Origin of the sequence: Curtobacterium sp. MCLR17_040, assembly GCF_003234735.1 — a bacterium.
Classification (GTDB): Bacteria; Actinomycetota; Actinomycetes; order Actinomycetales; family Microbacteriaceae; genus Curtobacterium; species Curtobacterium flaccumfaciens.
Genome location: NZ_QKTE01000020.1, coordinates 1 through 18,804 on the forward strand (window position 1 = coordinate 1; position 18,804 = coordinate 18,804).

Annotated in this window: 12 protein-coding genes; 9 read left to right on the forward strand and 3 right to left on the reverse strand. The window is 72.4% G+C overall.

All coding sequences use genetic code 11. The annotated features are described in order from the left end of the window. Positions 1 to 2,552 (forward strand): hypothetical protein (locus DEJ01_RS14750; RefSeq protein WP_220038697.1); only part of this gene is annotated, 2,552 nt, incomplete at its 5' end. An 81-nt stretch (positions 2,553 to 2,633) separates the two neighbouring features. On the opposite strand, the gene DEJ01_RS14755 is transcribed toward DEJ01_RS14750, so the two are convergent. Next, positions 2,634 to 3,920: a glycosyltransferase gene (locus tag DEJ01_RS14755; RefSeq protein ID WP_181438467.1), complete on the reverse strand. Its 1,287-nt coding sequence runs from the start codon at positions 3,918 to 3,920 to the stop codon at positions 2,634 to 2,636. 138 nt (positions 3,921 to 4,058) lie between these two features. Between DEJ01_RS14755 and DEJ01_RS14760 the strand changes: the two genes are divergently transcribed. Both DEJ01_RS14760 and DEJ01_RS14765 read left to right on the forward strand, forming a co-directional pair. Next, positions 4,059 to 6,545 carry a glycosyltransferase gene (locus DEJ01_RS14760; protein WP_071405761.1) on the forward strand — a complete coding sequence of 829 codons (2,487 nt, stop codon included), beginning with the start codon at positions 4,059 to 4,061 and terminating at the stop codon, positions 6,543 to 6,545. After that, positions 6,542 to 7,288: a polyprenol monophosphomannose synthase gene (locus DEJ01_RS14765; protein ID WP_111093437.1), complete on the forward strand. Its 747-nt coding sequence runs from the start codon at positions 6,542 to 6,544 to the stop codon at positions 7,286 to 7,288. Before DEJ01_RS14760 ends, DEJ01_RS14765 begins: the two co-directional genes overlap by 4 nt. Before the next feature lie 92 nt (positions 7,289 to 7,380). On the opposite strand, the gene DEJ01_RS14770 is transcribed toward DEJ01_RS14765, so the two are convergent. Further along, entirely contained in the window at positions 7,381 to 8,682 is a 1,302-nt protein-coding gene (locus DEJ01_RS14770) for an O-antigen ligase (RefSeq protein WP_146247634.1), read from the reverse strand. A 92-nt stretch (positions 8,683 to 8,774) separates the two neighbouring features. Between DEJ01_RS14770 and DEJ01_RS14775 the strand changes: the two genes are divergently transcribed. Then, positions 8,775 to 10,127: a hypothetical protein gene (locus tag DEJ01_RS14775; RefSeq protein ID WP_111093439.1), complete on the forward strand. Its 1,353-nt coding sequence runs from the start codon at positions 8,775 to 8,777 to the stop codon at positions 10,125 to 10,127. Between the two features lie 13 nt (positions 10,128 to 10,140). On the opposite strand, the gene DEJ01_RS14780 is transcribed toward DEJ01_RS14775, so the two are convergent. Next, on the reverse strand, positions 10,141 to 11,520 hold the full coding sequence (locus DEJ01_RS14780) for an O-antigen ligase (protein ID WP_111093440.1): 1,380 nt from the start codon (positions 11,518 to 11,520) through the stop codon (positions 10,141 to 10,143). A 66-nt stretch (positions 11,521 to 11,586) separates the two neighbouring features. Between DEJ01_RS14780 and manA the strand changes: the two genes are divergently transcribed. The 5 genes from manA (at position 11,587) to DEJ01_RS14805 (ending at position 18,801) form a co-directional block, all read left to right on the forward strand. After that, positions 11,587 to 12,795 carry a mannose-6-phosphate isomerase, class I gene (gene manA, locus DEJ01_RS14785; RefSeq protein WP_111093441.1) on the forward strand — a complete coding sequence of 403 codons (1,209 nt, stop codon included), beginning with the start codon at positions 11,587 to 11,589 and terminating at the stop codon, positions 12,793 to 12,795. Between the two features lie 100 nt (positions 12,796 to 12,895). Next, positions 12,896 to 13,858, forward strand: coding sequence for a UDP-glucose 4-epimerase GalE (gene galE, locus DEJ01_RS14790; protein ID WP_071405789.1), 963 nt, complete (start codon positions 12,896 to 12,898; stop codon positions 13,856 to 13,858). A 188-nt stretch (positions 13,859 to 14,046) separates the two neighbouring features. Next, positions 14,047 to 14,379 (forward strand): WhiB family transcriptional regulator, encoded by a 333-nt coding sequence (locus DEJ01_RS14795; RefSeq protein WP_081827389.1) that lies wholly within the window; start codon positions 14,047 to 14,049, stop codon positions 14,377 to 14,379. A gap of 178 nt (positions 14,380 to 14,557) precedes the next feature. Continuing rightward, positions 14,558 to 17,395 (forward strand): glycosyltransferase family 2 protein, encoded by a 2,838-nt coding sequence (locus DEJ01_RS14800; protein WP_111039892.1) that lies wholly within the window; start codon positions 14,558 to 14,560, stop codon positions 17,393 to 17,395. After that, positions 17,392 to 18,801 carry a DUF5719 family protein gene (locus DEJ01_RS14805; RefSeq protein WP_111093442.1) on the forward strand — a complete coding sequence of 470 codons (1,410 nt, stop codon included), beginning with the start codon at positions 17,392 to 17,394 and terminating at the stop codon, positions 18,799 to 18,801. The genes DEJ01_RS14800 and DEJ01_RS14805 overlap by 4 nt, the downstream gene beginning before the upstream one ends. Positions 18,802 to 18,804: the final 3 nt, after the last annotated feature.

Here is an 18,804-nt window from a genome sequence, read left to right on the forward strand (position 1 = left end):
CCCCCCGTTCCCCCCGAGCAGCCCGCTCCCGCCGTTCCCTCCGGAGCTCCCTCGCCCTGGTGGCGGCCTTCGCCGTCGCGGTGAGCGGCCTGACCTTCGGCACGGTGCTCGCGGAGCAGACGACGACCCAGTCGGCCTCGGCCGCGGTCGCGTCGGACTTCGACCCGGGCAACATCATCAGCGACGCGAACTTCTACAACGGCTCGGCGATGAACGCCGCCGCCGTGCAGTCGTTCCTGACGAGCGTCGCGCCGAACTGCCGGAAGTCGTCGAGCGGACCCGCCTGCCTGAAGGACTTCTCGCAGAAGATGAGCTCGATCGGTGCCGTCTCCGGCCGGTGCGCGGCCATCGCTGGTGGCACCAAGTCGGCCGCGACGATGATCGCCCAGGTCGGTGCCGCGTGCGGCATCAGCCAGAAGGTGCTCCTCGTGCTCCTGCAGAAGGAGCAGGGCATCGTCACGACGTCTTCGCCGACGTCCTACATGTACCTGCACGCCACCGGCTTCGCGTGCCCGGACACCGCCCCGTGCGACCCGGCGTACTTCGGCTTCGGCCAGCAGGTCTACGCAGCGGCCCTGCAGTTCAAGCGGTACCAGGCGTCGCCGACCTCGTGGGCGTACCAGGCGGGCCGGACGAACTCGATCCTGCTCAACCCGAACGCGGCCTGCGGTCGGAAGTCCGTCTACATCCAGAACCAGGCCACCGCGAGCCTGTACATCTACACCCCGTACACCCCGAACGCCGCGGCCATGTCGAACCTCTACGGTTCCGGTGACAGCTGCTCCGCCTACGGCAACCGCAACTTCTGGCGCATGTACACCGACTGGTTCGGTGCTGCGGCCGGCGGCGGCAACCCCTACGGCGACGTCGACTCCGTGACCGCGACCTCCACCTCGTCGATCACGGTCACCGGCTGGGCGGCCGACCCGGACACCACCAACGCCCTGCGCGTCGCGTTCTACGTCGACGGCGCCGGCGCGAAGACCGTCACGGCGGACACGACCCGGAGCGACCTCGCCGGCACCCTCGGCGCGAACAACACCCGGCACGGGTTCTCGGCCGAACTGACCGGGCTGAGCCTCGGCAAGCACTCCGTCTGCAGCTACGCCATCAACCAGGGTCGCGGGGCGAACACCCTGCTCGGCTGCTACACCCGCACCATCACGAGCGCGGCACCCAAGGGCGTCCTCGACTCGGTGACCGGTGGCGTCGGCACGATCTCGGCCACCGGCTGGGTCCTCGACCCCGACTCGTCCAAGCCCGGCTCGTGGAAGATCCTCGTCGACGGCGTGAGCAAGGCCACCGGCACGGCGGACAAGACCCGCACCGACGTGGCGAAGGTCTACCCGGGCGTCGGCAGCACCCTCGGCTTCTCGAAGACGATCGGCGGCATCAGCGCGGGCACGCGCGCCGTGACGCTGTACGTGATGGACAAGCCCGGTACGAAGTACGTGAAGGTCGCGTCGAAGTCGGTCGTCGTGGACGCCCCGACCACCGGCAAGACCGGCAAGACCGGTGCCGTGCGCGGCTCGTACGACTCCGTCACCGGCGGCGTCGGCACGGCCACCGTGCGGGGCTGGGCGATCGACCCGGACGTGTGGGACCCGGTCAAGTACAAGATCCACGTCGACGGCGTGAGCACGAACAGCGGGGTCGCGGACGCCACCCGCACCGACGTCGAGGCGACGCACCCGACGTGGGGCTCCGACGTCGGTCTGACGCTCCGGCTCACCGGCCTGAAGGCGGGCAAGCACACCGTGCGCGTCTACTTCCAGGACCTGCAGGGCGGCAAGTACGTCAGCTTCGGCACCAAGTCCGTGACCGTGACCGCCGCGTCGACCGCCGAACCCGACGCGTCGGGGACGACCGGCAAGACGGGCAAGACCGGTTCGCTCAAGGGTGCGTTCGAGTCCGTGGTCGGTGGCGTGAACAGCGCCACGGTGCGCGGCTGGGCGATCGACCCCGACGTCTGGGACCCCGTCGCCTACAAGATCCACGTCGACGGTGTCGCCATCGCCCCCGGGACCGCGAACGCGAAGCGGACCGACGTCGAGGCCGTGCACCCCGCGTGGGGCTCCGACGTCGGCCTCTCGCTGAAGATCCCCGGGCTGACCGCCGGCACGCACACCGTGCGCGTGTACTTCCGGGAGCTGCCGAGCGGCACGTACAAGAGCTTCGGCACGAAGAGCGTGACGGTCACCGACCCGCCGACCACCGGCAAGACGGGCAAGACCGGCTCGGTCAAGGGCCTGTACGAGTCCGTCACCGGCGGAACAGGCACCATCACCGTGGCCGGCTGGGCGATCGACCCGGACGTCTGGGACCCGGTCAAGTACAAGATCCACCTGGACGGCGTGGCCGTCTCGCCCGGAACGGTCAACGCGACCCGCACCGACGTGCAGGCCGTGCACCCGGACTGGGGTTCGGACGTCGGGCTGTCGCGGAAGCTCACCGGGGTGAAGAAGGGCACGCACACCGTGCGCGTCTACTTCCAGGACCTGCCGAGCGGCACCTACAAGAGCTTCGGTACGAAGACCGTCACCGTGCAGTAGACGGTCACCAGATGACGGACGGGAGGCCCGGTACCAGCTGGTACCGGGCCTCCCGTCCGTCGTGGGTCGCGTCGACCGCCGTCAGCGGCGCACGCGCCGCGCCATCAGGCCCACGCCGTGCAGCAGCCGGTACTCGGGGGAGCGCGTGAGGCCCTCGAAGCGGGCCGCGATCTGGTCGCGCTCCGCCTCGGCCAGGCGGCGGGCGGTGTCGTACGCGCCGACCTTCTGCTCCGACTCGACCAGGCGCGCGTTGATGTCGTGCACGCCGGCCAGGTGGACGTCGCGGTCGTGCTCGGTCTGCCGGAGCGTCTCGCGCTGGGCGGTGGCCCACCGCAGGAACGCGCCACGCTCGCCGCTCCGGCCCGAGGCGGCGGCGACGGCGGCGTCGAGCGACGGACCGACCTGCTCGGCGCGGCTGCGGAACGAGTGCCGCTCGACCACGACGGCGCGGAGCCGGGCGACCAGGGCGGTGCGCTCGTCGCGGGGCATCGCGAGCACGCGCTCGAGCGAGTCGGCGTCGTCGAACACCGGCACGTCGGACAGGCCGAGCTCGTCGAGCCCGAGCGCGCAGTCGGTGACCGGCAGCGCCCCGGACGCGAGCGACTCGTACAGGCGGGAGTTCAGGGTGCCGTACTCGGCGGCCGGCTCGATGACGTCGTCGACGACGAAACCGGCGGCGCGGTAGACCTCGGGCAGGGCGAAGTAGGACACGGCCGGGCGGAGCTCGACGCCCGCGGAGGCCTCGACGTGGTCGACGTTCGCGGCGAACCAGACGATCGGTTCGGCCGGGGCGACCTCGGCGAGGACGTCCTGCACACGGCGGCGGACGCCCCAGAAGTTGACGGTGGTCACGGCGCGGTCCGTGCGCTCGCGCGGTGCGGGGGCGTCGGTCGTGAACAGCTCGGTGTCGACGCCGATCGGCACCACCTCGACGGGGCCGGAGTACGCGGCCGCGATCGCGTCGCGGGCGATCCCCGACGACGTCCAGACCGCGTCGAACTCGTCGAGGTAGGGCAGGGCTGCCCACTTGGCGGTCCAGTTCCGCACCCACGCCACCAGGGCGGTGCCGGCGGGGACGTACCCGGGCACGAAGGACTCGATCATGCTGACCACGACGGCGGTGTCGGCGGGGAGCTCCTCGCCCCAGCGCTCGAGCGGCCACATCGCGACGCCCCAGCCCTCGGCCCGGAGCGCTCGTGCCAGCCCGAGCGCGACGAACAGGTCGCCCTTGCCCTCGGCCGGGTCGGCGGTCGACACCGCGAAGCGGATCGTGCCGCGGGGGCCCTCGGCGTGCTCGTCGGCCGCGAGGGCCGCGTAGTCCTCGCGGAGGGGAGAGGACATGGGGGTGCTCGGGATCACTGCGGTCACGCACGCCATTCTGCACGAATCCGCAGCGGCGGCAGGGAGTCGCTGGGCGCGCCTTGTAGGGTGTCATCGGCCCGCGGCACCCCGTCGGCCGACCCATCGACCCGCGCCCGGTGCGCGGCAGCTGCTGGAGGAACTCGCGTGACAGAGCGCAAGCCGGGAGTCGTGTCCGTCATCCTCGTGAACTACAAGGGCACGGACGACACCCTGACGAGCATCGCGGAACTCCGCAAGCAGGACTGGCCGCAGGACAAGCTCGAGGTGATCGTCGTCGAGAACGGTTCGGGCCCCGAGCACCTCGGGCGTCTGAAGGCCTCGAGCCTCGACTTCACCCTGATCGACGCTGGCGCGAACCTCGGGTTCACCGGGGGGTGCAACCTCGGCGTCGAGAAGTCCTCCGGCGAGGTCGTGGCGTTCCTCAACAACGACGCCCGCCCGGACACCGGTTGGGTGCGCGAGGCGATGGCCACCTTCGCCTCCGGTGCCGACATCGGCGCCGTCGCCTCGAAGGTCCTCGACTGGGAAGGCGTCAACGTCGACTTCACCGAGGCCGCGATGACCTGGTACGGCATGGGCTACAAGCCCTTCGCCGGGTCGCCGGACACCGGCCGGTGGGAGAGCGAGACCGACGTCCTGTTCGGCACCGGCGCCGCGATGTTCATCCGCGCCGAGCTCTTCGAGCAGCTCGACGGCTTCGACGACCGCTACTTCATGTTCTACGAGGACGTCGACCTCGGCTGGCGGCTCAACCTGCTCGGCTGGCGCTTCCGGTACCAGCCGAAGTCGGTCGCGTTCCACAAGCACCACGCGTCGATGAACAAGTTCGGCGACTTCCGCGAGACCTACCTGCTCGAGCGGAACGCACTGTTCACGCTCTACAAGAACCTCGGTGACGAGCAGCTCGCCGCGGCGCTGCCCGGTTCCCTGGCGCTCGCCGTCCGCCGTGCCGTGGGCCGCGGGGAGCTCGACTCCACCGAGCTCGACCTGCGCAACCCCGGCGACGACAGCGTCCCGACGATCCCGGTGCCGAAGACGAGCATGGCGGGCATCTACGGCGTCGACCAGTTCGTCGAGCAGCTGCCGTCGATGACCGAGTCCCGCCGCCAGATCCAGGCGACCCGCGTCCGGTCCGACCGTGAGCTCCTCCGCCTGTTCGGCAACCGCGACGAGCCCGCGTACCCGATCGAGAACTACCTGGCCGGCTACGACAAGATCGTGCACTCCCTCGGCGTGCTCGAGGTCGGCACCCGCCGCCGCGTCCTCATCATCACGGGCGACTCGATCGGCGCGAAGATGGCCGGTCCGGCGATCCGGGCCACCCAGATGGCCAAGCAGCTGGCGTCCGAGCACGACGTCCGCGTGGTCAGCCTGACCCGCTCGTCGCCGATCGACCCGTCGTACGAGGTCGTCACGGTCCCGCACCGCCACCCGCGCCAGATGGTCGAGCACGAGGGCTGGGCCGACGTCATCATCGTGCAGGGCCACGCGCTCCGGCTGTTCCCGGTGCTCGAGTCGACCAGCAAGATCCTGGTCGTCGACGTCTACGACCCGTTGCACCTCGAGCAGCTCGAACAGGGCCGCAGCGACGACGTCGACAAGTGGAACCGCCAGATCCTCGACGCCTCGGACACGCTGAACCACCAGCTCGAGCTCGGCGACTACTTCATCTGCGCCTCGGAGCGCCAGCGGATGTTCTGGCTCGGGCAGCTCGCCGGCTCCGGCCGCGTGAACGCCCGCACGTACTCGCGCGACGCCGACCTGCGCTCGCTCATCGGCGTCGTGCCGTTCGGCCTGTCCTCGACGCCGCCGGTCCACGACCAGCAGCGCGTCAAGGGCGTCGTGCCGGGCATCGGCAAGAACGACAAGCTCGTCGTCTGGGGCGGTGGGATCTACGACTGGTTCGACCCGATCACCCTGGTCCGCTCGATCGCCCAGCTCGCCGAGCGCCGCCCGTCGGTGAAGCTCTTCTTCATGGGCGTGCAGCACCCGAACCCCGACGTCCCCGAGATGGACATCGTCGCGAAGGTCCGCGCCGAGGCCGACGCCCTCGGTCTCACCGGGAAGCACGTGTTCTTCAACGACCAGTGGATCCCGTACGAGGAGCGCGGCGCCTACCTGCTCGAGGCCGACGCCGGCGTCTCGACGCACTACGAGCACCTCGAGACCACCTTCTCGTTCCGGACCCGCATCCTCGACTACCTGTGGGCACGGCTGCCGATCGTCACGACGGCCGGCGACTCGTTCGGTGACCTCGTCGCAGAAGAGAAGCTCGGCATCGCGGTGCACGAGCAGGACATCGACGGTCTGGCCACCGCGCTCGAGACGGCGCTCTTCGACAAGAAGGCCCGCACCGAGTTCATCGGCAACGTCGACCGCGTGCGCGAGCAGTTCACGTGGGAGAACGTCCTGGCCCCGCTCGTCGAGTTCTGCCGGAACCCGATCCGCGCTGCGGACAAGTCGGTGCGCGACACCGCGTCGTCGATCGAGCCGCACAAGATGCGCGTCCGCGTCCCGGAGCGCAAGAAGCTCTCCGGCGTCCGCTACGACCTCGGCCGTGCCGTGCACTACCTGCGCACCGAGGGCCCCCGCAGCGTCGCCGGCAAGGTGAAGCGGCGCCTGAACCGGTGACCCCGGGGGAGACCACCGCCCTCGTCATCGTCCCGACGTACGACGAGGCCGAGAACATCCGTACGATCACCGCCGCCGTGCTGGCGGCGGTGCCCGGTGCCCACCTGCTCGTCGTCGACGACGGCAGCCCGGACGGCACCGGGGACATCGTGCGGTCCCTGGCGGCCGCGGACGACCGGGTGCACCTGCTGCAGCGCTCCGGCAAGCTCGGGCTCGGCACGGCGTACGTCGCCGGGTTCCGGTGGGGTCTGGAGCGCGGGTACCCGCTGCTGGTCGAGATGGACGCCGACGGCTCGCACCCGGCCGACCGGTTGCCGGCCCTGGTCGACGCCGTGACCGCGTCCGACGACGTCCTGCTCGCCATCGGGTCCCGCTGGGTCCCCGGTGGGTCGGTGGTCGACTGGCCGCTCCGGCGCCAGGCGCTCAGCCGCGGGGCCAACACCTACGCCCGCCTGGTGCTCGGGCTCGACGTGCGGGACATCACCGCCGGCTACCGCGTGTACCGCTCGTCGGCGATCGCGCGGATGGACCTCGGGTCGGTGGACTCGAAGGGGTACTGCTTCCAGGTGGACATGACGCTGCGCGTGGATGCCCTCGGTGGCCGCATCGTCGAGGTGCCCATCCGCTTCCGCGACCGCGTGCACGGCGTCTCCAAGATGAGCCGGTCCATCGTCCTCGAGGCGATGCTCCGCGTCACCCAGTGGGGCGTGCAGCGCCGCCTCGGTCGCCGCACGCGCCCGTAGCGCGCGCGCCCGGAACGCTGGCGCGACGGCCTGGAGGCGCGGTGCGGGGCCGCCACGGGCCTCCCGTCCGGCGGTGGGTCGCGCCGCCCGCGCTACACGCGCGGCAGGTGCCGGCGCCACGAGCGGCGCCGCGCGGCGATCACGAGGACCGTCACGAAGAACATCAGCCCCGCGCCGTGCAGCAGGTAGCTCTCCGCCGTGCTGGTGACGGCGAGCAGCACGAGCACGGCGGCCGGCCACACGTACGCCACCCCGGGGAACGTCGTCGCCGTGACCCAGGCGCGCGCGAACGCGAGCAACGCGGTGATGCCGAGGATGAGCGTGCCCGCGAACCCGATCTGCAGCCAGGCGTCCACGAAGGCGTTCAGGCCCGAGGTGAACCGGACGCCGGCGGGGTCGATGAGCGTGACGTAGGGCACGACGGGCTCGGTCGGCCACGTGCCCACCCAGCCCCAGCCCTGGATCGGGTAGCGCTCCACCAGGACCCGGATCTGCGACCACAGGTCCGTCCGGGTGGCCGTGCCGCCGGCCGCCCCGATCTCGGCGAGCAGACGGTGCCGGGCGATAACCCCGACGGCGAGCGTCAGCAGGACGACCGCGCCGAGGACGCCGTTGACCACCGGTCTGGTCGCCGGTCGTGCGTGCCGGAGTGACCAGAGCGCCAGTGCGGTGACGGCGAGCGCGATCATCGCGAGCCCGGTGATGGGGGACTGCACGAGCATCAGGGCGATGACGGCGAGCGAGGTCGAGGCGATCGCGCGCCAGACCGTGACCGACCGGGTGAGGAACTCGACCACGAAGGTGACCAGGGCCATCGCGGCGATGAAGCCCATGAAGTTGCGCGTGCCGCCGATGCCCTGGATCGGGCCGCCGTACGCGATGTCGCCGCGGATGCCGAACGCCGAGAACGGGACGTCGAGGACCAGGCCGGACAGGACCTCGAGTCCGAGCGCCGTCACGAGCAGGATCCGGAAGGCGTCGCCCGAGGCCCGGATCACCTGCACCAGGTCGCGGCCGAGGGCCAGGTACAGCCCGAGGCCGATGAAGCACACGGTCTGCACCAGTCCGCGGAGCGCCACCCAGGAGTACTCGCTCCAGAGCACGCTCAACGCGCAGTACCCGACGAAGGCCAGCAGCGAGAGGGGGAGGACCCCGTGCCACTCGATCCGGTAGCGCTGGCCGAGCAGGCTCAGCCCCGCGAGCACGAACAGCGTCACGAGCACCGCCCAGGTCCCCGCCCGGCCGACGAGGGCCTCGACGGTGGGCTGGCCGAACCCGAACAGCACGATGACCGTCGCGAGCGCCTGGCTGAACCGTCCACCGGCCGAGAAGCCGATCCAGGCGGAGAGGTACCGGCGCCCGAGCACCTGTCTGCTCACCCGGCCGTCCGTCACGCGTCCATCTTGGCGCACGACCTTGTGACGAGCACACCGCATCGCGGTGTGGCTGTATCGACGATGCGCGATGACCGAACTATCCTCACCGGATGGACCTCGCGCGCAGGGTCGCCGGCGTCCCCCTCGTCGCGGTCGTCGTCGGCCTGCTCACGACCGCCCTGGCCTGGTACCGGCTCGGCCCGGTGCCGCGGAACACCGTCTGGGCCGAGGACGGTGGCGTGTTCCTGCGCGAACGGATCGCGATGGGTCCCGTCGACACCCTGCTGCACCCCTACGCCGGGTACGTGCACCTGCTGCCGCGCCTCATCGTCGACCTCGGGTACGCGCTGCCGCCTGAGCGGTACGCGCAGGTGGTGGCGCTCGCCGCGTGCGCGCTCGTCGGCGGGGCCTGCGCCCTGGTGTTCGTGCTGTCCCGCGACGTCGTCGGCCCGTGGCCGTTGCGGCTGGTGCTCGCCGCCGTCCCCGTCGTCCTGCCGCTCGCCCCGTACGAGATCAGCGGCAACGCGGCGAACCTGCACTGGTTCCTGCTCGTCCTGGTGCCGTGGGTCTTCGCGTGGCGTGCGCGGTCGTGGTGGGCGGCCGGGGCACTCGCCGTGGTCGCGGGTGCGGCCGTGCTCACCGAACCGCTCACCGCGCTGTTCGCGCCCCTGCTGCTCCTCGCCTGGACGCCCCGTGGCCGGACGCCCGGACCGGCCGGCCGGTGGACCGCGCTGCCGGTCACGCTCGTCGTGGTCGTCGCCCTGGCGGTGCAGGGCGTGACGACCCTGACGAGTCCGCGGGCCCTCGCCACGGGGTCGCCAGCGGTGCGCGACGTGCTCGCGGGGTACCTGCTGCGTCCCGTGGCGGGTGCCTGGGACCCGGACCTCGGTGCTGTGCTGACGGCGGTGGTCGAGCGCGGCTGGGCGGTGGTCGTGGTGCCCGCAGCCCTGCTGCTCGTCGTCCTGGTGGCGGCCGTCGTGGTCGGGCCGGCCCGCACCCGGTGGATGGTCACAGCCCTCGCCGTCGGCTCCGTCGCGGTGTGGTGGGTGGCCCTGCTCGCCAACGGCGGTGACGGTCTCCGCTGGTCGGCGCCGGTCGCCGCGATGGCCGCCGTGCCGCCGCAGCGCTACGCCGCGGCCGCCGGCCTGCTGCTGGTGAGCGCCGCGGTGGTCGCCGCAGCCGCGCTCGTGGACGCCGGCAGCTGGTCGCGTGCTGCCGGACGGACGGGAGGCCCTGGTCGCCTCGTCGGCGCGCTGGCCGGTTGGTGCGTGGTCACCGCCGTCGTCGCGTCGGCGGTCCTGCACGTCGCGCCGACGGACACGCGGCGGAGCGGCGGCCCGGTGTGGGCGGGGCAGCTGCCGGCGGCGGTGGCGGCGTGCGACGCGGACCCGACGCTCGAGGTCGCCCGGGTGAAGTCGAACCCGTGGTCGTCCCCGGTGTCGTGCTCGTGGCTGTCGCGCTGAGGGAGCGTGCGGGTCAGAGCGTGCCGGCCCAGCGGAACTCGCGCTTGGCGGGTGGCGTGCGCGGACCGTCGCCGGTGGACACCGGTTCCTCGCCGGTCAGCACGATGCGCGTCTTGATGGCGAGCAGGGCGAAGAGCACCCAGTTCCCCTGGTAGAGCAGGCGGGACTCGGCGACGGACTGCACGAGCAGGGCGACGACGACCACGAGCGGCAGGAGCGACACCGGGTCGAACGACCGCGGACGCAGCGCGGCGTCGTACCCGATGCGGGTCGCGCAGGCCCACGAGCGGGACAGCGTCGTGACCACGTAGATCGCGAAGAGCACCAGGCCGATGATGCCGGTCTGCATCCAGACGTCCAGGTAGGCGTCGTGGGCCTGCAGGTACGTGACGCCCTTGCGCTGCGCCAGGTCGGCGAGCGTCGGGATGCCCGGCCACCAGTACCCGATCCAGCCCCAGCCGCCCACGGGGTGCTGGTCGATCAGGCCGAGCACCTTGGCCCAGATCTCCCCGCGTCCGGTGGCGTCCGAGCCCTTGCCGAGCAGTTCGGACACCGGGCCGCGCAGCACGAACGCGGCGACGGCGACGACGACGGCACCCACGGCCAGCAGCAGGTAGCGCGGGGTGCGGCGCTCCGTCGGGACACGGCGCATCCAGACGGCGGCCAGTGCGACCACGGCGACCACGAGTGCGGCGGCGATGACCGTCGACGAGCGGGTGAGGACGAAGCCGAGCGCCGCGACGACGAGCCAGCCGATCGCCTGGTTCCGGCGGATCCGGCCCTCGGCGAACTGCACGGCGACCACGATCGCGACCAGCAGGGCCACCATCGCGAGCAGGTTGGCGTTGCCGGGCAGCCCCTGGATCCGGCCCCCGGTGAAGAGCTCGGCGCGCGAGAAGTAGAAGGCGTCGGGGACGTCGCGGTCGCCGTAGTCCGTCCAGATCGGGGCGATCGGGTGCCGGACGAACACCGCGACGGCGGCCTCGAACAGGAGCGAGAGCATGAGGACCCAGCGGAGCGCGAGGCTCAGGGCATCGGTGATCCGGCGCCACGTCAGGGTCGAGGCGATCGTGAACGCGACGGCCGCGCAGATCACCTGCACGGTCAGGCTCGAGATCGTCGCGAAGCGCCAGTGCGACCACACCAGGGTCACCAGGCACCAGCCGAGGAACGCCCAGAGTGCCCAGGGGGTGCGGACGAGCGGTGGCTTCGCCCGGACCAGGATGGTGATGCCCCACGCCGCGACGAGGGCCCAGAGGACGCCGGCCCCGACCCAGGTCAGGGTGTTCGGCACGGCGTCGCCCGCGAACAGCACGAACAGGGTCGTCGCCCCGAAGGCGAACGCCTCGCGCTCCGGTACGGTCCCGCGCGCCAGCGGCCAGGTGTTCGTCACGACGCCAGGCTACCGGCCGGTCGCCGTCCGTAGGACTCCACCGGCAGCGCCGGTAGGCTCTGGCCCATGTTCCTCGGCATCACGAACACCCCCCGCGACTACGCCTGGGGCTCGGTCACCGCGATCCCGGAGCTCCTCGGCCGCACCGTCACGGGTGCCCCGCAGGCGGAGCTCTGGCTCGGCGCCCACGCCGGCAGCCCCAGTGTCGTCGTCAACCCGGCCATGGTCGGCGGGGCCGACACCCTCCGCGACTGGATCGCCGACGAGCCGGAGACCGCACTCGGTCCGGACCGCACCGGCCTGCCCTTCCTGCTCAAGGTGCTCGCCGCTGCGGCACCGCTCTCGCTGCAGGCGCACCCGACCCCGCAGCAGGCAGAAGCGGGCTTCGCCCGCGAGGAGCGCGAGGGGATCCCGCTCGACGACCCGTCCCGCAACTACAAGGACCCGTTCCCGAAGCCCGAGCTCGTCGTCGCGCTGAGCGAGCGGTTCGAGGCGCTGAGCGGCTTCCGCCCGGTCGAGGAGACCCTGGCCGAGGTCCGCGTTCTCGACGCCGGCACCGGACGCCTCGGTCCGCTCGAAGTGCACCTGCTGCACGGGCTCGAGGACACCGTCCGCTGGCTCGAGACCGCCGACGAGTCCGCGCTCGCCGTGGTGCAGGCCGCGAGCGACCTGGCCGTCTCGCTCGACGACGACCTGCTCACCCCGAACACCGCGACCGTCCGCGACCTGGCGACCAGCTGGCCCGGCGACCCCGGCATCGTCGTCTCCCTGCTCATGCACCGGGTGACGCTCACCGCGGGGCAGGCCATGTACCTGCCCGCCGGCAACATCCACGCGTACCTCGACGGGCTCGGCATCGAGCTGATGGCGCCGTCGGACAACGTGCTGCGCGGCGGGCTCACGCCGAAGCACGTCGACGTGCCGGAGCTCCTGCGGGTGCTCGACTTCACCGCGTACCCGGCACCGGTCCTCGAGCCCGAGCGCCTCGCCCCGGGCGTCGACCGGTTCGCGCCGGACGGCGTCGGCTTCGCGCTGCTGCGGGTGGACGGCGACGGTCGCCCGGTGGGCCTGAGCACCGGCGGGGTCGCCCCGCTCGTGGGGCCGTCGATCGCGATCTGCACCGAGGGCGTCGTCACGCTCGTCGGCGCGCAGTCGGCGACCCTGCTCCGCAAGGGCGAGTCGTGCTTCATCACCCCGGACGAGGGCGACGTGACGGTCGAGGCGGACTCCTCCGACGGCATCACGTCGACCGTGTTCATCGCCACCGGCGCCTAGGGGCGCGGACCGGCTCCGGGACCGGCGCGGGGCCGCACGCCGTGGCGTGGACCCGCACACCGCCACCGGGGCGTCGCCGACGTCCGCTAGCGTGGCGACCATGAGTTGGCTGGTCACCGGCGGTGCCGGGTACATCGGGTCCCACGTCGTCCGAGCGCTGCGCTCGGCCGGCATCGACACGGTCGCGTTCGACGATCTGTCGAGCGGCTTCCGCGCGTTCGTCCCGGACGACGTGCCGTTCGTCGAAGGCACGATCCTCGACGGCGAGCTCGTCGCACGCACGCTGCGCGAGCACGAGGTCACCGGCGTGGTCCACGTCGCGGGGTTCAAGTACGCCGGCGTCTCGGTCGAGCGCCCGCTGCACACCTACGAGCAGAACGTCACCGGCATGGCGACCCTGCTGCGCGCGATGGCCGAGACCGGCGTCACCAAGGCGGTCTTCTCGTCCAGCGCGGCGGTCTACGGCACGCCGGACGTCGAGACCGTGGTCGAGTCCACCCCGAAGAACCCGGAGTCGCCGTACGGCGAGTCGAAGCTCATCGGCGAGTGGCTGCTGCGCGACATGGAGGTCGCCGCGGGCTTCACCACCACGTCGCTCCGGTACTTCAACGTCGTCGGTTCCGGGGAGCCCGACCTGTACGACGCCAGCCCGCACAACCTGTTCCCGCTGGTCTTCGACGCGCTGCTCGCCGGCCGGACCCCGCGGATCAACGGCGACGACTACGCCACCCCGGACGGCACCTGCGTCCGCGACTACGTGCACGTGGCCGACCTGGCGCACTCGCACGCGGTGGCCGCGCGGAAGCTCGAGGCGGGGGAGCCGCTCGAGCGTGCCTACAACCTCGGCAGCGGCGACGGCGTGAGCGTCCGGCAGATCATGGACGCGATGGCGTCGGGCACCGGGATCGCCTTCGACCCCGAGATCGCACCGCGGCGCCCCGGCGACCCGGCCCGCATCGTCGCGACCGGCGAAGCCGCCGCCCGTGACCTCGAGTGGGCCATGCGGCACTCCCTGGACGAGATGGTGTCGAGCGCCTGGGAGGCCCGTCGCAGCGCCTCCTGAGCGCCTGAGGACGAGTCAGTTGTCCCCCGGAAGGCCCACCCGAGCGGTGCGACACGCCCAAACGGGGGACATGACACGCTGGAGCGGTCAGTGCCTTCTATGATCCGCGACTTGACTCAGGCGAATGACACCGCTGTAATTACAGGCAACGGCCGCAAGAGTTGGGGTTCGTTGTCGAGGCGGCAGGGGTGATCAGGGTGAACGGTTCCGAGTTCCACGCCGGAGTTCCGGAGGACTGGCACGTCGATCCCGTGGCGCTCGGCGTCCCGGGTGTCCGACGTCCGGAGACCGACGACGAGGAGAACCCGCTCGCCTGGCAGGTCGACTCGCTCTGCGCGCAGACCGACCCCGAGGCGTTCTTCCCCGAGAAGGGCGGCTCCACGCGCGAGGCGAAGAAGATCTGCACCTCGTGCGAGGTCCGGGCACAGTGCCTCGAGTACGCGCTCGAGAACGACGAACGCTTCGGCATCTGGGGTGGCCTCTCCGAGCGGGAACGCCGCAAGTTGCGGAAACGGGCGTAGGAGCGTTCACGGCGCGCCAGCGCCGTGCGACTGCGCCCCTGAGGAGCCTGCGACGAAGGCGCCGGAAGGCGACCACCTCCGCCCGTCCCGCACCGCGCAGTGAGCGCATCCAAAGGTTCACGGCGCGCCGCCGTCCGCAGCCGACACCGCGCCTCCAGACCGTAGAGTGACGCCCGTCATGCAGCCCAGAGTCACCGCGATCCTCGTCGCCGCCAACGGGGCGGCCCACCTCGACCGGACCCTGGACGCGCTCGCCGCCCAGACCCGCCACCCCGAGAACCTGGTGGTCGTCGACGTCGGCACGACCGACGGATCGACCGCCGAACTGTCCTTCGGCGGGTCCGCGCAGCTCGTCCGGCTTCCAGCCGGTACCGCGTTCGGTGACGCCGTCCGCCAGGGCGAGCGCAGCGCGCCGCCCGCCGCGACCGACGAGCCGGTCGACGAGTGGCTGTGGGTCCTCGGCCACGACAACGCGCCGGCACCGACCGCGCTCGCCGACCTGCTGTCCGCCGTCGAGATCGCGCCCTCGGTCGTCGTCGCCGGTCCGAAGCTCGTCGCCGACGACGACCCCTCGCTCATCCGCGCCTTCGGGGAGAGCATGACCCGCTTCGGCCGGTCGATCGTGCTGGTGCAGGACGAGCTCGACCAGGGCCAGCACGACCGCAACACCGACGTCCTCGGTGTCGCCGCGGGCGGCATGCTCGTGCGCCGCTCCGTCTGGAACGAACTCGGCGGCTTCGACCCGGCGCTGCCGGACGTCGACGCGGCCCTCGACTTCTCGGTGCGGGTCCGCCTCGCCGGACACCGTGTCGCCCTCGTGCCGGAGGCCAAGGTCACCAGCGCCGGACCGATCGAGGAGTTCGGCCGCAAGCGCGTGTCCGAGGCGCGGCGCGTCCGGATGCACCGGCAGGCGCAGCTGCACCGCCGGATGACCTACGCGCCCGCCGCGCTGGTCTGGCTGCACTGGCTCACGCTCGTGCCGTTCGCGATCGGCCGCGCGCTCGGACACCTCGTCGCGAAGCACCCCGCCGCCGTGGTCCCCGAGCTCTCCGCCGCGTTCGCCGTCGCGTTCGGCGGCGGCACGGGGCGGGCGCGCAAGAACCTCGCCCGCACGAAGAAGCTCGGCTGGGCCGCCGTCGAACCGCTCCGTGTGAGCTGGCGTCGGGTGCACGAGCACCGCACCACCTCGCGGGACGTCGAACTCGCCCGGGCCGAGGACGCCCCGATCGCCCGGGCGTCGTTCCTGAGCGACGGCGGCATCTGGGTGGTCCTGGCCGCCGCGGTCCTCAGCGTCGTGACGCTCTACCCGCTGCTCGGGTCGCCGGCCCTGACCGGCGGGGGACTCCTGCCGCTGTCCGCGACCCCTGGGCAGCTCTGGCAGAACGTCGGGTACGGCTTCCACTCGCTCGGCACGGGCTTCACCGGCCCGTCGGACCCCTTCGCCGCGGTGCTCGCTGTGCTCGGCTCGATCGTGTTCTGGTCGCCGTCCACCGCGGTCGTGCTCGTCATGCTCGTCGCGTTCCCGCTGTCCGCACTGGGGGCCTGGTTCGCGGTCCGCAAGGTCACGACCCGCACCTGGGTGCCGGTCATCGGTGCGTCGCTCTACGCGATCGCCCCGTCGCTCGTCGGCGCGGTGACGACCGGACACCTCGGCGCCGTGATCGCGCACCTGGTGCTGCCGTGGCTGTTCGTCGCCGTGCTCGAGGCGCACCGCTCGTGGGCCTGGGCCTCGGGAGCGTCGCTCCTGTTCGCCGTCGTCGCCGCCTCGGCGCCGTCGCTGCTGCCGGTCCTGCTGGTCGGCTGGCTCGTCGCGCTCCTGGTCGGCTGGCGCCGGGCCCACCGTCGTCTGTTCATCCCGGTGCCGACCGCGGTGCTCTTCCTGCCGCTCATCTTGGCGCAGGCCGCACGCGGCAACCTGCTCGCGGTGTTCGCCGACCCGGGTGCGCCGTCCGCGACCCGGGCGCCGTCCGCGCTCCAGCTGGCCATCGGCCAGCCCTTGCCCGACTGGAGCGGCTGGCTCCCCGCGACGTCCGGACTCGCGCTGGTCGCCACGGTCCTGCCGATCGTGATGGCCGTCCTCGCGCTCCCCGTGGCCGCCGCCGCGATCGGGGCGATGCTCGGCCACCGCTGGGCGGTCGCGGGCTCGGCGCTCGTCATCGCGCTCCTCGGCTTCGCCACGGCCTTCGCCGCCACCCACGTCACGGTCACCGGTGTCGGGTCGACCACCACCATCGTCTGGCCCGGCAGCGGTCTGTCCGTGTACTGGCTCGCCCTCGTGGTCGCAGCCTGCATCGGCATCGACGTGCTGCCGAAGGCCGCTCCGGTCACCGGGCTGGTCGCGACCGTGCTCGCCGGTGTGGCCGTGGCTCCGGCCTTCGCGGCGTTCTACCTCGGCACCGCCACGATCGAGCCGACCACCGGCCGGGTGCTCAGCGCGTACGTGAACGCCGAGGCCCAGGCGAACCCGGACGTCGGCACGCTCGTGGTCGTCCCGCAGGACGACGGTTCGCTCGCCGTCACGCTCGAGCGCGGGCAGGGTTCCACCCTCGACGACCAGTCGACGCTCGACGCCACCGCACTCCGGCTGAGCGAGTCCGGCGCGCGGCTGACGACGCTCGCCGGCAACCTGGCGAGCCGCAGCGGGTACGACCCCCGGCCGGCGCTCCGCGAGCTCGGCGTGAGCTTCGTGCTCATCGACGACGCCGGTGACGACCCCGAGGCGCAGACGGTGCACGACCGGGCCGCCGGTGCGATCGGTCAGAACGCGCTCTTCACGAGCATCGGCGAGACCACGAACGGCCAGCTGTTCCACTACGAGGGCGAGGTCGACCGAACCCGCTCCGGCTCCGCGGCGACCCAGGCCACCCACGTGCTGTACCTCGTCGTGCTCGGCGTGGTCTTCGGCGCCGCAGCACTCCTCGCGGTCCCGACGGCCCCGCGCCGCCGCCGTGCCACCTCGAACGTCATCGAGGCCGAGGAACCCGCCACCACCTTCGACGAGGAGCGCGACGAATGAGCACCAACCCCTCCTCGGTCCGGCGCTGGATCGTCCGCGGCACCGCCACGGCCGTCGCCGTCGTCGTGGCCGCGGGTGCCGTCACCGCGGCACACGCCATCGGCACCGAGTCCGAACCGGGTCGACCGGCCGGGCGCACCGTCGCGCCGGTCCCCGCCGCCGCCGAGCGTGTCTGCGCCGGCAGTGCGCTGCGCCTGTCCGACGACGCCGGCAACGACGCGACGCAGGCGAGCACCGTCGGCACCGCGACCGTCGCGACCGCGACGACCGGTTCGACGGTCGAGCGGTCCTCGCTCGACTCCTCGACCACCGGCGGCAGCGACCCCCGACTCCTGACGGCCCCCGCCGGCGAGACGACGCCGCAGGTCGCGGGCAGCAGCTTCCAGAGCGTCTCGAGCGGCGACCTGGTGGGGGCGGGCGCTGCCTCGTGCGACGACCCGACCCAGTCCACGTGGCTCGTCGGCGGCTCGACGGAGACCGGTCGGACGAGCCTCGTCACGCTCTCGAACCCGACCGACGTGAACGCCACGGTCGACCTGTCGATCTTCGACGGCTCCGGGACGGTCAGCGCGCCCGGGACCACCGGCATCGTCGTCGCGCCGAACACGCAGAAGGTCGTCCCGCTGTCGGGCTTCGTGTCCGACGCCGCCTCGACGGTCGTGCACGTCACGTCGTCCGGCGGCCAGATCGTCGCGCACATGCAGGAGTCCGTCGTCCGCACCCTCACCCCGGGCGGCTACGACATCGTCTCCGGTGGGGCTGCCCCGTCCCGCTCGCAGGTCATCCCCGCCGTCGCCCTCGCCGATGCGCAGGCCGCCCAGCGCGGCGACGACACGGCCGACGCGGCGCCGATCGTCCGGCTGTTCGTCCCCGGCACCAAGTCTGCCCGCGTCACCCTCGGCATCAGCACGGCCGACGGCGGCGGCACGACCGTCAACGCCACCGCCGAGCCCGGGGTCGTCACCGACGTCGCGCTCGACGACTTCCCGGACGGCCGGTACTCGTTCACCGTCACCTCGACCGAGCCGGTCGTCACCGGTGCACGCACCACGACGCCGACCGACGGTGCCAGCAGCGGCACCGACCTCGGGTGGTTCGCCTCGGCCGAGCCGCTGGGCGACCGGACGATCACCGCCATCGCCCCCGGCGAGGGCGTGCGGCTGAACTTCGTGAACCCCACCCGCCAGGACCGCTCCGTCACGGTGCGGTCGGGCGACGAGCGGCGCACGCTGAAGATCCTGTCCGGCGCGACCGTGACGCTCCCGGTGCAGACCGCGAAGCAGCTCACGCTGACCGGGACGGAGGGCATCGTCGCGGGCGTGACCTACCGCGGGGCCGACGGCATCGCCGGGTTCCCGTTGCGTCCGGCGACCGACGTCTCCACCCCGGTCCGCGTCTACCCCTGACGC

Coding starts and splice junctions, on each gene's coding strand:
- DEJ01_RS14775 (WP_111093439.1), top strand. CDS start 8,775: ATGGACCTCGCGCGCAGGGTCGCCGGCGTCCCCCTCGTCGCGGTCGTC.
- manA (WP_111093441.1), top strand. CDS start 11,587: ATGTTCCTCGGCATCACGAACACCCCCCGCGACTACGCCTGGGGCTCG.
- galE (WP_071405789.1), top strand. CDS start 12,896: ATGAGTTGGCTGGTCACCGGCGGTGCCGGGTACATCGGGTCCCACGTC.
- DEJ01_RS14800 (WP_111039892.1), top strand. CDS start 14,558: ATGCAGCCCAGAGTCACCGCGATCCTCGTCGCCGCCAACGGGGCGGCC.
- DEJ01_RS14805 (WP_111093442.1), top strand. CDS start 17,392: ATGAGCACCAACCCCTCCTCGGTCCGGCGCTGGATCGTCCGCGGCACC.